This window comes from Terrabacter sp. C0L_2 (assembly GCF_036352015.1).
Classification (GTDB): domain Bacteria; phylum Actinomycetota; class Actinomycetes; order Actinomycetales; family Dermatophilaceae; genus Terrabacter; species Terrabacter tumescens.
In genome coordinates this window covers 1178409-1191528 of record NZ_CP143557.1, presented here as the reverse complement: position 1 = coordinate 1191528, position 13120 = coordinate 1178409, and the positions used below count along the sequence as shown (strand labels likewise).

Here is a 13120-nt window from a genome sequence, read left to right as displayed (position 1 = left end):
TGCCGCATCTGACCAGGGGGCGTCGCCGGAGCGCCCTGGCGGCAGGAGGCCCCACGTGCGGGTCAGCGGCGCCCCACGCCGAGCGGCCTGGTGAACACCTGCTCCCGCTCGGTCGCCTCGGTCAGGTCGTGCCGTCGCGCGACGAGGAGGGCCTGCACGTCGACGTGGCCGACGACGGAGCCTGCATCGTCGAGGACGGCGGCACCGTCGTGGCCGTGCTCGGCGAAGACGTAGGCCACGTGGCGCAGCGTGTCGCGCTCGCCGACGACGTGGTGACCGCCGTCGGTGGCCAGTCTGCGCGCCACCGCGAGCGCCTCCGGCGTGGTGCTCATGACCTCCGACGCGAAGAAGGTCTCGAGCGGGTCGGTGCTGTAGTCGCGGGTGAGGTGCAGGCCGCGGCGGGCGATCTTCTCCGTAAGCACCGAGCGCTGGAGCACGAGGACGGACACGGCATACGCCGTCGACGACGCGATGAGCAGGGGCAGCATCGCGTCCCAGGCGTGGGTGAGCTCGAGGGTGAAGACGACGCCCGTGAGCGGCGAGCGCATGACCCCGCCGACGACGGCCGCGAGACCGAGCATGGCCCAGAAGCCGGGGAAGACGTTTGGCAGCACGAGCCCCATCGCGGCGCCGAGCGCACCGCCGATCATGAAGATCGGTGCCAGCACGCCGCCGGACGTCCCCGACCCGAGCGACAGCGACCAGATGAGCGTCTTGACGACGAGGATGCCGACGATGAGGCCGGTCGTCGCGCGGCCGGTGAGCAGCTGGTCGATGACGTCGTAGCCCACCCCGAGCGCCCGGGGCTCGACGAGCCCGCCGAGGCCGATGACGAGCCCGCCGATGGCCGGCCACCACATCCAGTGCATCGGCAGCCGGCGGAAGAGGTCCTCCGCGAAGTAGACGAGCCACGTCGCGCCGAGCGCCACGAAGGCGCCGCTGAGCCCGACGAGGACGCTGAGCGTCTCGGCGGTCCAGGCGATGTGCACGTCGGCGTGCGGCACCGGGAAGATCGCGTCGAAGCCGAGGAGCGGCCCCCGCACGACGGTGGCGACGGCCACCGCGGCGACGACGGGGACGAAGCTGCGCGGTCGCCACTCGAAGAGCAGCAGCTCGACCGCCAAGAGCACGGCGGCCAGCGGTGAGTTGAAGGTGGCGGCCATGCCGGCCGCGGCGCCCGCGACGAGCAGGGTCTTGCGCTCGTCGGCGGTCAGGCGGAGGTGCTGCGCGAGGATCGAGCCGATGGCGCCGCCGGTCATGATGATCGGCCCCTCGGCGCCGAACGGGCCACCCGAGCCGATGCTGATCGCGGCCGAGATCGGTTTGAGCGCAGCGACCTTCGGTTCGATGCGGCTGCCGCCGACGAGGATCGACTCGATCGCCTCCGGCATGCCGTGTCCGCGGATCTTCTCCGACCCGTAGCGCGCCATGAGCCCGATGACGAGGCCGCCGACGACGGGCGCGAGGAGCACGAGCAGCCACGGGTGGGGCGTCGCCCCCGGCGCGACGAGCGAGGTCTCGAACCGCTGGTAGAAGACGAGGTTCGTCGTCAGGCCGATCAGCTGGAGCAGCACGTATGCCGCGGCCGCACCGAGCGCTCCGACGGGCAGCGCCCACGCCGTGATGAGCAGCATGCGCGGGTGGACGTTGAAGTCCCCGAGCGGGGCCTGGCGGGCCCCGCTCACAGCGGCACCGGCCCGGTGAGGTCGTGGTGGCATTGCTGCAGGGCGTCGTGCAGCACGTTGAGGCTGTCGGTGAGTGAGCCCAGGGCGGCGGCGTCCAGGCTGTGCAGGGCCCGGGTCAGCTCGCGCGAGCGCCACGCCAGCACGGCCTCGATGACGTCGACGCCGTGCTCGGTCAGCGCGAGGAGCACCCGGCTGCGGCTGCCCGGGTCGCCGGCCCGCGTGATGTGGCCCGAGGCCACGAGCCGGTCGGCCAGGCGCGTGACCGACGAGCCGCTGACGCCGAGCACGTGGGCGAGGTCGGTGCAGGACGACTCGCCCTCGTCGCGCAGGGCGAAGAGCAGCCGCATCTGCGGCAGGGACACCTCCCCCACCTCGTCGACGCTGCGCACGGCGAGGCCGAGCAGGTCACGGGTGACCACCTGCAGGGCATCAACCGCAGTGGGGAACGATCGTCGCGCTTGCATTCGACAAGTCTTGCATGCGACAAGCAATTGCCGACAACCTGACCGTCCCATGGACAACCCGGACTCCAGCCTCCGCGCCGTCGCGGAAACACGTCCGGAGGGGACCATCGCCTCTTGCGTGCACCCACCCCGGCCGGCCTAGCGTCGAGGTGAGGGAAGGAGGTGAATGCAGATGGCAACCTTGACACGAAGCATCACGATCCATGCCCCGGTCTCGACGGTGTTCGACATCGCCCTGGACATCGGCAGGCTGTGGAACGCCGAGGACGTGGCCCTGGCCGCCGTGGACATCAAGCCCGGCGGCGTCGGCACCTCGGCACGGCTCTACTCGCACCTGCTCGGCTTCCACATCGAAGGCGGGCTGGAGTACACCGAGGTCGTGCCGCAGGAGCGCATCGTCGCTCAGGTGCACTTCTTCGCGGAGAAGCCGACATGGACCTTCACGTTCTCCGAGGCCGACGGCGACACGACCGTGACCGCCGTGGGTGAGTGGGTCGTGAAGGTGCCCGTGGTGGGACGCCCGATCGAGGGGATGATGGTGCGCGAGCACGAGTCGTTCCTCGAGGGCATCCTCGAGCACCTGAAGAGCCAGGCAGAGGCCCAGGTCGCGGCCTGACCGCACGAAGCCGCCCGGCGCTCATCGAGTCGGCCGGGCGGCTCCGTGCACACCCGTCCTCTCCCTCCGTGCACACCGCCAGCTCGAGGAGGGGCAGGCCCCGATCACCCCGCTCCCGTTCCTTGACGCAGGTCAAGGCACCCACCGTCCGGGCGGCGTGGAATGAGGCCAACGGCAGGGAGAAGAAGTCTCCCCGGCCACAGCAGAGGAGAGAACGCCATGACCGTCCACAGCGCACCAGCCGTCGACCTCCCGCAGCACCTGCACGACACGGACGCACACCACGCGTCGGACGCCGAGATCGCCCAGCAGGTCCGTGAGCACCACGCTGCGATGGTGGCCGACCTCGACCGGCTCACCACGGCGCTGCGCGACGCCCCCGAATCCGACCAGGCCGCCGCCCGCGCGAGCCTGGAGGAGTGGTTCGAGGCCGTCCTCGTGCCGCACGCCGACGAGGAGGAGGTGACCACCTACCGCGCAGCGAGCACGCTCGTCGGGGGCCGGCTGCTCATCGAGGCGATGGTGCGCGAGCACGTCCTCATCAAGCGACTGGTCGCCCTCTTCCGCTCGAGCGAGGGCGCGGCTGCAGCCGCCTACGGTCGCGCGGTCTTCGAGGCGTTCGACAGCCACCAGGGCAAGGAGAACGACGTGATCCTGCCGCTGCTGCTCGCTGCCCCACAGGTCTCACTCAGCACCGTCATGGGTGCACACGCCCACCAGGTCGGCGAGCACACCGACCACCACCACGAGCACCACCACCACTGAGCTGAGCCTGCAGCGCCGGCGCTCGCCTCAGGCCCGGGCCGCAGCCCGCAGCCGCTGGAGGTCACGGACCTCGACGAGGCCACGCGGCCCGAGTCGCACCACCCCGGAGTCCTGCAGCTCCGCGAGCCGGCGACTCAGCGTCTCCGGCGTCGTCGCGAGGTAGGAGGCGAGGTCCTTCTTGGTCGAGGGCAGGCGGAACGTGGTCGCTCCGGCCTCGTCGGCCAGCTCGAGCAGCTGGCTGGCCAGCCGAGCCCCCACGGACGCGCCGGTCACGGTGGAGAGCTGCTGCTCAGCTGCCTCGAGGCGCTCCGACATCGCCGACAGCATCCGCGTCGCCACCTCCGGACGTTCGCGCAACAAGCGGGAGATCTCGCTGCCCCCGACCACGCAGACCTCGGCCGCCTCGAGGGCCACCGCCCAGGAGTCGACCGCCGCCCGGTCAACAGGGTGGTCTCGCCGAGGAAGTCGCCGGGGCGCAGGATGCGCAGCAGCTGCTCGGCCCCGGCCTCGTTGGCGCGATACACCTTCACCCTCCCGCCGTGCACGATCCGCAGCCCCGACTCCTCGCCGGGCCGGTGCACCTGCTCACCCCGCGCGTAGCGGTGCGTCACCGCGACCTCGGCGATCCGGTGCCGGTCATCGACGGACAGGCCGGCGAAGAGCGGCACCCGGCTCACGCAGGCGAACCGGTGGTCTGCGCCCGTGCTCGCGGAGCGACTCCTCACCCGTACCTCCTCAGGACGGACGATACGGCGTCGCACCGCCATCGTCAGTCAGGGCGCAAGGGGCGCAGCTACAGACGGGACGCGGCCACACGGCATACAAAAAGACCATCCCCCGACCAGACGGTCGGGGGATGGTCAGGGACGGAGTCCCCAAAGACTGTCGTGGGTCAGATGCCCTTGACCTTCTCCGCCTGCGGGCCCTTGGGACCCTGCGTGACGTCGAACTCGACCTTCTGGCCCTCCTGGAGCTCGCGGTAGCCGCCGCTCTCGATGGCCGAGTAGTGAACGAAGACATCGGCGCCGCCGCCGTCCTGCTCAATGAAGCCGAAGCCCTTTTCGCTGTTGAACCACTTCACGGTGCCTGTTGCCACTGGTGTTGCCTCTTCTGCTTCAGTGAAGCCTTCCGTGTGAAGGCCTCAGGTTGCCGACGACCACGACGAACGCGTGGTCCTTGCCGGCAGCTGGGAACGACGGTAGCAGTCAGCGCCATCGCGCGCCCCTTCTCTCCAGCGACGTCTTCCGCGCGGCCTCTCTACGACGCCGCTCCGAGCTGCATCGCGAAGTCGCGGATCAGCAGGTTGACCTTGACCGGGTCGCGGGCCAGCGGGATGTGCCCCGAGCCCTCGAGGGCGACGAACCGCCCTCCGGTCAGCTCCGCCAGCCGGCGCCCGCGCGAGGGCGGGCTGACCAGGTCGTGCGTGCCGTGGATGGCGAGCACGGGGCTCGTGACGTCGGCACACCACTGCTCGATGGCGCGCCGGCCCGGTCGCGTGCCACCCGCCTCGGCGGCGAGCACCTCCGGCGTCGTGTCGAGCCCCCATCCCACGCAGTCCTCGATCTGCTTGGTCGAGTGCGGCTCGGGGAAGCACATGCCGAAGAAGAACCAGAGGAAATCCTCGTGGTGGCCCGCCCAGTACTCCGGGTCGAACTTCGCCCAGTGCTCGATCGGGTTCCGCTCCACGAACGGCACGCGCGACGGCGGCAGTCCCGCTGACGAGCCGGCCGCGACCCGCGCCGGATGACCGTCGCAGATGTCGAGCGACGGGCAGATGTGGACGGTGCCCAGCACGCGGTCGCCCGCCTCGGCGGCGAGCTGCAGCGCCCACGCGCACGCCTGGGAGAGCCCGACGACGACCGCACGGTCGGTGCCCGTCGCGTCGAGCACCGCGAGCGCGTGGCGCACCTGGACGTCGTGGTCGTATGCCGTGTGGTCGAGCGGGCGGTCGGAGCGGCCGTTGCCGGGCCCGTCGAAGCAGACGACCCGGAAGTGCCGCGACAGGTAGGGGACCTGCGCCTTCCACAGCCGCCGGTGCACGATCGTCCAGGTCGGCAGGAGCAGGATCGTCGGCGCTGCGTCGCCGGAGACCTCGTAGTCGATCGTCACGCCCTCGCTGCGCACCGAGCCCACCGTGTCGGCGCGCAAGACCTTCGTGGGAGCGGCCACGTCCCGATGGACGGGGTGCAGGGCCGAGTCGACGCGTGCGAGGTCCGCGTCGTACCAGCCCTCGAAGTAGTCCAGCGCGGTCGCGCGGACCGCATCGGCGTCGTTCACAGCAGCTCCTCCAGCATCGCGGCGGCTCGCTCGGCCCCGCCTGACTCGACCGGGAGCGAGGCCACCTCGCTGCCGACCTGCTCGACGATCGCCCCGGCCAGCCACTCCGGGTCGCGGGCGTCGTCGTAGTCCACGCGGCGCCCGGCCCGGTAGTTCTGCAGCCGGTGGTGGACGTGCACGCCCTGCTCGAAGTGGTGGCGCAGCGGCACGTAGAGGAACGGCACCCGGGCCGCCGCGAGCTCCATCGTCGTCGTCAGACCGCCCTGGACCACGGCCACGTCGGCGGCCGCCATCCGCAGGTAGAGGTCGGGGACGTAGCCGCGCACCTCGACGCCGTCGACCGACGGCAGCGACGTGGGGTCGATCCGCGGGCCGGTGACCACGAGGAACCTCAGCTCGGGCAGGCGCGCCCGGGCCGACGGCACCGCGTCGAGCACACGCCGCAGCAGGGGCTCGCCGACCCCGGACCCGCCGACCGCGACGATGCACAGCACGTCATCGGCCCCGTAGCCCAGCTCGCGCCGTGACCTCGCAACCTCCTCGGCGGACGGCGGCTCGAATCCCGTGACGTAGCCGGCGAACTCGTAGTGGGCGACCGTCCACTCGCGGATGTTCGGCAGTCCCGGTCCGAACGACTCGTCGACGACGTCCTCGGGGTTGCCCACGAAGACCTGACGGTCGCGCATGCGGCGGTGACGCGCCCGCTGCTCCAGCATCTCGGCGTTGTAGTCGGCCGTCAGGAGGGCCTCGCGGTCACCGAGGTCGGGCATCGGCAGCCAGCCGACGAAGTCGGTGAGCCACGCGAAGGAGAAGCGCTTCAGCTCGGGGTTCTCGTGCAGGAAGTAGTCCACCTCCCACGCCTCGTCACCGATGACGAGGTCGTAGGGCGTCTGCTCGACGACGTCGTGGAAGACCATGAAGTTGTTGACGGCGATCTCGTCCATGTCGCGGATCGCCTGGAAGACCCGGAGGTCGTGCTCCACGGACTCGGACTCGATGTGGGCCGACTCGCTGGCGAGCCACGCGGAGGCCGGGTGCACGCGCTCGCCGGCGTCGCCCAGCACCTTGGTCACGGGGTGCTGGGCGAGCCAGTCGATGCGCAGGTCCGGGTGCAGGTGCCTGAGCCGCTGCGCGATGGCCAGGTCCCGCCGGGCGTGGCCGAGGCCGATGGGCGAGGACAGGAAGAGCACCTGCCGCGGGCGGCGGCGCGCCCTGGTCCAGGTCGTGCTCACCATCGCAGTCTCCCGCCCGACGGGTCCGTCATCGCGCGAACGCCTCAGCCCGCTTCAGACCGTGCCTGACGGTGTCAGACCGTGGCTGGCTCGCCGGCGGCGAGCGCCCGGACGTCCTCGGTCGTCAGCGCGTTGCCGGCGATGCCCCAGTCGCCGCTGGCCACCTCGCGCACGACGCACCAGGTGACGGGCCGCATGTTCTCCCCTTCCACCTCGACCATGGCGTCGGTGAGCCGAGTGATGATCTCGCGCTTCTGCTCGGGGGTGAACACGTCCTTGATGACGTTGACCTCGATGAGCGGCATGGCGTCCTCCGTTCGAAAACTTTCATTCGGTCGATCGACCGAATATCGTCCAAGGTAGCATTCGGTCGACCGACCGACAAGAGACTGTGGAGTGGCGACCAGATGGCAGCAGAGACCCGCGAACGACTCCTCGAGGCGGCACGCGAGTGCCTCCTGAGCGACGGTCACGCGAACCTCTCGACGCGACGCGTCGCGGACCGCGCGGGCGCACCGCTGAGCCAGATCCACTACCACTTCGGCGGCCGGCAGGGCCTGCTCCTCGCCCTGCTCGCCCAGCAGAACGAGCAGCTGCTGCAGCGCCAGGAGACGATGTACGGCGCCGAGGAGCCGCTGTGGCGGCGCTACGAGCAGGCCTGCGCCTTCCTCAGGGACGACGTCGCCTCCGGCTACGTGCGCATGCTGCAGGAGATGATCGCCGCCGGCTGGACCGACACGGCGATCGGCACCGAGGTGAGTGGCCTGCTCCGCGGGTGGTTCGACCTGCTCGAGCGTGTCGTACGCGAGGCGGCGGACGAGCTCGGGGACCTCGGCCCCTTCTCCCCGCGCAGCATCGCAGCGCTCGTCGGTCTCGCCTTCATGGGCGGGGAGTCGATGCTCCTGCTCGGGGACTCCTGGGAGGCCGACGTCTTCGATGCCCTCGAGCTCGTGGGCGCAGCGCTGAAGGCGCACGGCGCCTGAGCCACCGGCCGCACCGGGTCGAGCCGCGCCTCAGTCAAGGCAGAACTCGTTGCCCTCGACGTCCTGCATGACGAGGCAGGACTCGTTGAACTCGTCGGCGAGCATGAGCCGCACGCGAGTGCCGCCGAGCTCGAGCAGACGCGCGCACTCCGCCTCGAGGGCCTCGACGCGCTCGTCACCCCTGAGGCCGGTGCCCACTCGCACGTCGAGGTGCACGCGGTTCTTGACGACCTTGCCCTCCGGCACGCGCTGGAAGAACAGCCGCGGCCCGACGCCCGAGGGGTCGACGATCGCGTAGGCCGAGCCCTGGTCCTGCTCCGGCAGCGTGTGGTCGAACTCCTCCCACGACGCGAAACCGGGCGGGGGCGGGGGCACGACGTAGCCCAGCACCTCGCACCAGAAGCGGGCGACGCGCTCGGGCTGCGCACAGTCGAACGTGACCTGGACCTGCCTCACGGTTGCCATGCCGCCACCCTAGGAGCGCGCGCCGACACCTGCCACGCGTTCGCGGATCCCTCAGGCGCGCAGGACCTTGTCCATCGCCTTGCCCTTGGCGAGCTCGTCGACGAGCTTGTCGAGGTAGCGGATCTTCTGCATGAGCGGGTCCTCCACGTCCTCGACGCGCACCCCGCACACGGTGCCCGTGATCGCGGAGACGTTCGGGTTGAGGTGCGCCTGGGCGAAGAAGTCCTCGAAGGTCGTGCCGTCCGTCAGGTGCCGGCCGAGCGCCGCGTCGTCGTAGCCGGTCAGCCACTCGATGACCTCGTCGAGCTCGGCCCGGCTGCGCCCCTTGCGCTCGAGCTTGTTGACGTAGGCGGGGTAGACCGACGCGAAGGACGTCGTGAAGATGCGGTGCGCCATCCTCCGAGGGTAGCGACGTGCTGCGACAGTGGGCCGCATGAGTTCCGCCCTCACCGTCCGTCCGCTCGACCTCGGTGACGATGCTGAGCTCGCCGCCGCGCATGCCGTCGAGTCGGCAGCGACGAGCCACGTCCGTCCCGGGTGGGTGCCCATGGGTGAGGCCTCCCGACTCACGGCCTGGCGCGCCGACGACGGCTGGCACCGGGTCCTCGTTGGGGCCTTCGACGGCGCTGAGCTCGTCGGGATCGCGTCGGCCCAGACAGCGCACGACACCCCCGACACGTGCTGGGTCGACGTCGCCGTCCACCTACGCGCAGGACGAAAAGGCTTGGGTATGCGTCTTGCCCGCGCCGTGGAGGACAGCGTCCTCCCCGACGTGAGCCGTTTCGTCGCCAGCGCCTACCGCCCCACGACGGCGGCTGTCGACGAGCTCGTGCACGGCTTCGCCCGGAGCCTCGGCTACACCGTCGCCACGACCGAGACCGTCGTCGAGCTCGACCTGACGCGCGCGGAGCTGGCCGACGACACGGCCGGCCACCACACGGCATACGCGATCTCGACACACGTCGACGGCGTCCCTGCCCACCTGCGCGCGGACGTCGGCGTGCTCACGGGGCTCGTCGACGCGGAGGCTCCCAACGGCGAGCTCGACTGGCAGCCCACGCCCGTCAGCGTGGAGGAGTACGCCGCCGAGATCGCGCTCCGGCAGGAGCAGGGGCGCACGACGATCGAGTCGGTCGCCGTGGACGCGGACGGCGCCGTCGTGGCGTGGACCGGGCTCGTCGTCGCACCGGACCCGGCCCGACCGGCCCAGATCGAGGGGACCCTCGTGCTCGCCGATCACCGCGGCCACCGGCTCGGGCGAGCCGTCAAGGTCGCCTCGCTCCGCGCCGCCCGCGAGCACGGGCGCGCGGTCCGGGTGCGCACGAGCAGCGACGACGCGAACGTGTGGATGCGCGCCATCAACGCCGAGCTCGGCTTCGTCCCCGTCGAGTCCGAGGTCATCCTGCATCGGCGCCGGTAGGTCTCGGGACTCGCTGGGCACGCTCTTGGCACTACTGGCGCACTGCGGACGCCGATCGTCCGGGAGCCGCCCTACCGTCGGGGCATGGCCATCGCTCGCTACCCCAGCTTCGTCATCGACTGCCCCGACGCGGAGGCACTCGCCACCTTCTACGGCAGCCTGCTCGGCTGGGACGTCAAGACGTCCGACGGGTGGGGCGAGATCCGCGACACCGAGACGGGCAACTGCATCTGCTTCCAGCAGGTCGAGAGCTACACGCCGCCGCAGTGGCCCGGACAGGACCAGCCGCAGCAGATGCACCTCGACGTCATGGTCCAGGACCTCGACGAGGCCGAGCCCGAGGTGCTCGCCCTGGGGGCCACCCGGCACGAGCACCAGCCCGGCACGTCGTTCCGCGTCTTCCTCGACCCGGCCGGGCACCCCTTCTGCCTCTGCGTCGACTGATCTTTCGTCTGGGCGGCGACCTCAGCCGATGAGGTGCTCGAGCGCGAGCTGGTTGAGGCGCACGAAGCCGTAGTCGCGCTCGGCCGCCTTCTCCGGGTCGAAGCCGTCGTCGCCCGCGAGGAAGTCCTCGAGCGACTCGCCCTCGCCGATCGTGGGCTCCGCGAGGTCGAGCACGCCGGCATACGCCCACGCCTCGGCCGTGCGCGGGTCGGCGCGGAAGGCGGCGGCCTTGTCGGCGAGCATGAGGTACATCGCCATGTTGGCCTTCGCCGACTCCCAGACCCCGTCGAGGTGCTCGGTGCGCGACGGCTTGTAGTCGAAGTGCTTGGGGCCGGTGTAGCGCGGCCCGTCGGGCACCCCCGGGAAGCCGTTCTCGAGCAGGTCGACGGTGAAGAACGCCGACGTCAGGTCGCCGTGGCCGAAGACGAGGTCCTGGTCGTACTTGATGCCGCGCTGGCCGTTGAGGTCGATGTGGAAGAGCTTGTCGCTCCACAGCGCCTGACCCAGGGCGTGCGTGTAGTTGAGGCCCGCCATCTGCTCGTGGCCCGTCTCGGGGTTGAGGCCGACGATGTCGCCGTGCTCGAGCTCGGCGATGAGCGCGAGGGCGTGCCCGACGGTCGGCAGCAGGATGTCGCCGCGCGGCTCGTTCGGCTTGGGCTCCAAGGCGATCCGCAGGTCGTAGCCCTGTCCCTTGATGTAGCCGGCGACGGTGTCGAGCCCCTCCTTGTAGCGGTCGAACGCGGCGTGCAGGTCCTTCGAGCCGTCGTACTCGCTCCCCTCGCGACCGCCCCACATGACGAACGTCGATGCACCCATCTCGGCGGCGAGGTCGACGGCGCGCAGCACCTTGCGCAGCCCGAAGCGACGCACGCCGCGGTCGTTGGCGGTCAGGCCGCCGTCCTTGAAGACGGGGTGGCTGAAGGTGTTGGTCGTGACCATCTCGATGGTGAGGCCGGCGCGGTCGGTGGCGTCCTTGAGCTGCCCGCAGATGCGCGCGCGGGTCGCGTCGTCGGCGTCGAACGGGAAGACGTCGTTGTCGTGGAACGTGATGCCCCAGGCGCCGAGCTCGGCGAGGCGGTCGGAGTACTCCCACGGGTCGAGCGCCGGGCGGGTGGGGCCGCCGAACGGGTCGGTGCCGGTCCAGCCCACGGTCCACAGGCCGAAGGAGAAGTGGTCGTCGAGGGTGGGCTGGCGCGTCATTGCGACTCCTGCTAGAAGGGTTTGTTTTGTCGTGCAACTTATAGCGGTGACCGGCTAGGGTCAAGGGCATGGCCAACCTGCGCCAGGCGAGCCTGCGCCACGCGAACCTCGCTCTCGTCACGCGCACCGTGCTGGCAGCGGAGGCGCCGCCGTCGCGCGCCGACGTCGCCACGGCGACCTCACTGACCCGCTCGACGGTGTCGCGCCTCGTCGACGAGCTCGTCGCCGGCGGGGTGCTCGAGGAGGTCGAGTCGGTCGTCGGCGGACCGGGGCGACCGGGTCGTCCGGCCACTCCGTTGACCGCCTCACGGGGGCGCTTCGCCGCACTGGGCCTGCAGATCGGCGTCGGCCACCTGGCTGCACGGCTGGTCGACCTGTCGGGGACCGTGCTGGCCGAGCGGCTCGTGAACGTGGACCTCGCGGGGTCGAAGCCTTCGAGTGCGCTGCGTCGGCTGGGAAGCCTCGCGGCGCAGGTGCTCGCGGAGGCGCCCGACGGATGCCGCGTGGTGGGTGCCGGCCTGGCGCTCCCCGGTCTCGTCGATGTCGAGAGCGGCCGGCTGCTCAGTGCGCCCAATCTCGGCTGGGAGGACGTGGTGCCTGGAACTGCCCTGTCAGACACGGTGGGTGGGCTGGGGCTGCGGGTCGGCAACGAGGCCGACCTGGCGGCGTATGCCTTCGCGCACCCGGCGCCCGGACGCGACAGCCAGCCCCAGGACTTCGTCTACCTCAGCGGTGAGGTGGGCATCGGTGGGGCCGTCGTGCTCGACGGTGAGGTGATGACCGGTCGGCACGGGTGGGCCGGCGAGATCGGCCACGTCTGCGTCGACCCCGATGGTCCGGTGTGCCGGTGCGGCTCGACCGGCTGCCTCGAGCAGTATGCCGGCCGGCTGGCCATGCTCTTGGCTGCCGGCCTCGATGCGGCTGCGATCGACGGCGAGCTGCGGGGGCGCGTCGAGGCAGGGGACGAGCAGGCTTGTGACGCGGTGCGATCGGCCGGTCGGGCCCTGGGGATCGCTCTGGGCGGCGTCGTCAACGTGCTCGACATCCCGACGGTCGTGCTCGGCGGTCATCTCGCACAGGTCGGGGAGCTGCTCAGCCCAGAGGTCGAGGCAGTCCTCGCCCGGCGAGTGCTCTCGGCGCACTGGGTGACACCGCGCGTCGCCATCGCCCCGGACGACCCGGCAGCCGGCGCGACGGGAGCAGCCCTCATCGCCCTCGACGAGCTCGTGCGTCACCCGGCCGACGTGCTGGGGACATGACGAAGAGCGCCTTGCCGTGAAAGGGAAAACGCTCTCTTTGGCGGCTCTTCCCAGATGAGGGTGTAGGTCGGCCGGGTGCGTCGGTCCGCAGATAGACGTCGAGGTCTCCCGACGACGGAGGTTCCTACGCCATCCATCCGAAAGACCTCGACGTGACCGACGCTACCCCGCCGGCCGGCTTCGGCCGCCCTGACCTGACCGCCTTCGCGTCTCATCCCAATCGACCCTGATCGAGTCTGCTGACCCCCTCGACGAGAACACAGCGACATCACAGCCACCCAACCCCGACCGTCCGGGAAGCCGGGACACG

At 71.0% G+C, this 13120-nt stretch carries 16 protein-coding genes and 1 pseudogene; 6 read left to right on the top strand and 11 right to left on the bottom strand.

Features of this window, described 5'->3' with window-relative positions:
* Window positions 1–62 precede the first annotated feature (62 nt).
* The gene (locus U5C87_RS05550) at window positions 63–1685 is read right to left on the bottom strand and encodes a chloride channel protein (RefSeq protein WP_330475627.1); all 1623 of its coding nucleotides are present in this window, start codon (window positions 1683–1685) and stop codon (window positions 63–65) included.
* Window positions 1682–2149, bottom strand: a complete 468-nt coding sequence (locus U5C87_RS05545; RefSeq protein ID WP_330475626.1) for a MarR family winged helix-turn-helix transcriptional regulator — start codon at window positions 2147–2149, stop codon at window positions 1682–1684. The genes U5C87_RS05550 and U5C87_RS05545 overlap by 4 nt, the downstream gene beginning before the upstream one ends.
* A 181-nt stretch (window positions 2150–2330) precedes the next feature.
* On the opposite strand from U5C87_RS05545, the gene U5C87_RS05540 reads away from it, so the two are divergent.
* Both U5C87_RS05540 and U5C87_RS05535 read left to right on the top strand, forming a co-directional pair.
* Entirely contained in the window at window positions 2331–2765 is a 435-nt protein-coding gene (locus U5C87_RS05540) for an SRPBCC family protein (RefSeq protein ID WP_330475625.1), read from the top strand.
* A gap of 219 nt (window positions 2766–2984) precedes the next feature.
* Window positions 2985–3530 carry a hemerythrin domain-containing protein gene (locus U5C87_RS05535; RefSeq protein ID WP_330475624.1) on the top strand — a complete coding sequence of 182 codons (546 nt, stop codon included), beginning with the start codon at window positions 2985–2987 and terminating at the stop codon, window positions 3528–3530.
* A 27-nt stretch (window positions 3531–3557) separates the two neighbouring features.
* Here the strand turns inward: U5C87_RS05535 and U5C87_RS05530 are convergent, their stop codons facing one another.
* The 6 genes and pseudogenes from U5C87_RS05530 to U5C87_RS05510 form a co-directional block, all read right to left on the bottom strand.
* A complete protein-coding gene (locus U5C87_RS05530; RefSeq protein ID WP_330475623.1) occupies window positions 3558–3944 on the bottom strand; it encodes a Crp/Fnr family transcriptional regulator in 387 nt (128 codons plus the stop codon).
* Window positions 3945–4018: 74 nt separating this feature from the next.
* Window positions 4019–4297: pseudogene (locus U5C87_RS22645) on the bottom strand (hypothetical protein); the annotation flags it as partial.
* A 125-nt stretch (window positions 4298–4422) separates the two neighbouring features.
* Entirely contained in the window at window positions 4423–4626 is a 204-nt protein-coding gene (locus tag U5C87_RS05525; protein ID WP_009777120.1) for a cold-shock protein, read from the bottom strand.
* A 161-nt stretch (window positions 4627–4787) separates the two neighbouring features.
* On the bottom strand, window positions 4788–5807 hold the full coding sequence (locus tag U5C87_RS05520; RefSeq protein WP_330475622.1) for an alpha/beta fold hydrolase: 1020 nt from the start codon (window positions 5805–5807) through the stop codon (window positions 4788–4790).
* Window positions 5804–7039 carry a glycosyltransferase gene (locus U5C87_RS05515; RefSeq protein ID WP_443082101.1) on the bottom strand — a complete coding sequence of 412 codons (1236 nt, stop codon included), beginning with the start codon at window positions 7037–7039 and terminating at the stop codon, window positions 5804–5806. The genes U5C87_RS05520 and U5C87_RS05515 overlap by 4 nt, the downstream gene beginning before the upstream one ends.
* A gap of 74 nt (window positions 7040–7113) precedes the next feature.
* Window positions 7114–7344 (bottom strand): tautomerase family protein, encoded by a 231-nt coding sequence (locus U5C87_RS05510; protein WP_030203920.1) that lies wholly within the window; start codon window positions 7342–7344, stop codon window positions 7114–7116.
* Between the two features lie 102 nt (window positions 7345–7446).
* On the opposite strand from U5C87_RS05510, the gene U5C87_RS05505 reads away from it, so the two are divergent.
* On the top strand, window positions 7447–8022 hold the full coding sequence (locus tag U5C87_RS05505; RefSeq protein WP_330475620.1) for a TetR/AcrR family transcriptional regulator: 576 nt from the start codon (window positions 7447–7449) through the stop codon (window positions 8020–8022).
* Between the two features lie 30 nt (window positions 8023–8052).
* On the opposite strand, the gene U5C87_RS05500 is transcribed toward U5C87_RS05505, so the two are convergent.
* The gene (locus U5C87_RS05500) at window positions 8053–8487 is read right to left on the bottom strand and encodes a VOC family protein (RefSeq protein ID WP_330475619.1); all 435 of its coding nucleotides are present in this window, start codon (window positions 8485–8487) and stop codon (window positions 8053–8055) included.
* Between the two features lie 51 nt (window positions 8488–8538).
* On the bottom strand, window positions 8539–8883 hold the full coding sequence (locus tag U5C87_RS05495) for a DUF2200 domain-containing protein (protein ID WP_330475618.1): 345 nt from the start codon (window positions 8881–8883) through the stop codon (window positions 8539–8541).
* 37 nt (window positions 8884–8920) lie between these two features.
* Here U5C87_RS05495 and U5C87_RS05490 point away from each other — a divergent pair, with 37 nt between their 5' ends.
* Together U5C87_RS05490 and U5C87_RS05485 are read left to right on the top strand one after the other, a co-directional pair.
* On the top strand, window positions 8921–9907 hold the full coding sequence (locus tag U5C87_RS05490) for a GNAT family N-acetyltransferase (RefSeq protein ID WP_330475617.1): 987 nt from the start codon (window positions 8921–8923) through the stop codon (window positions 9905–9907).
* An 84-nt stretch (window positions 9908–9991) separates the two neighbouring features.
* A complete protein-coding gene (locus tag U5C87_RS05485; protein ID WP_330475616.1) occupies window positions 9992–10351 on the top strand; it encodes a VOC family protein in 360 nt (119 codons plus the stop codon).
* A 21-nt stretch (window positions 10352–10372) separates the two neighbouring features.
* Here the strand turns inward: U5C87_RS05485 and xylA are convergent, their stop codons facing one another.
* Window positions 10373–11551 (bottom strand): xylose isomerase, encoded by a 1179-nt coding sequence (gene xylA, locus U5C87_RS05480; RefSeq protein WP_330475615.1) that lies wholly within the window; start codon window positions 11549–11551, stop codon window positions 10373–10375.
* Between the two features lie 68 nt (window positions 11552–11619).
* Between xylA and U5C87_RS05475 the strand changes: the two genes are divergently transcribed.
* On the top strand, window positions 11620–12810 hold the full coding sequence (locus U5C87_RS05475) for an ROK family transcriptional regulator (RefSeq protein ID WP_330475614.1): 1191 nt from the start codon (window positions 11620–11622) through the stop codon (window positions 12808–12810).
* The last annotated feature ends 310 nt before the right edge of the window (window positions 12811–13120 follow it).

Coding starts and splice junctions, on each gene's coding strand:
- U5C87_RS05545 (WP_330475626.1), bottom strand. CDS start 2,149: ATGCAAGCGCGACGATCGTTCCCCACTGCGGTTGATGCCCTGCAGGTG.
- U5C87_RS05535 (WP_330475624.1), top strand. CDS start 2,985: ATGACCGTCCACAGCGCACCAGCCGTCGACCTCCCGCAGCACCTGCAC.
- U5C87_RS05510 (WP_030203920.1), bottom strand. CDS start 7,344: ATGCCGCTCATCGAGGTCAACGTCATCAAGGACGTGTTCACCCCCGAG.
- U5C87_RS05505 (WP_330475620.1), top strand. CDS start 7,447: ATGGCAGCAGAGACCCGCGAACGACTCCTCGAGGCGGCACGCGAGTGC.
- U5C87_RS05500 (WP_330475619.1), bottom strand. CDS start 8,487: ATGGCAACCGTGAGGCAGGTCCAGGTCACGTTCGACTGTGCGCAGCCC.
- U5C87_RS05495 (WP_330475618.1), bottom strand. CDS start 8,883: ATGGCGCACCGCATCTTCACGACGTCCTTCGCGTCGGTCTACCCCGCC.
- U5C87_RS05490 (WP_330475617.1), top strand. CDS start 8,921: ATGAGTTCCGCCCTCACCGTCCGTCCGCTCGACCTCGGTGACGATGCT.
- U5C87_RS05485 (WP_330475616.1), top strand. CDS start 9,992: ATGGCCATCGCTCGCTACCCCAGCTTCGTCATCGACTGCCCCGACGCG.
- xylA (WP_330475615.1), bottom strand. CDS start 11,551: ATGACGCGCCAGCCCACCCTCGACGACCACTTCTCCTTCGGCCTGTGG.
- U5C87_RS05475 (WP_330475614.1), top strand. CDS start 11,620: ATGGCCAACCTGCGCCAGGCGAGCCTGCGCCACGCGAACCTCGCTCTC.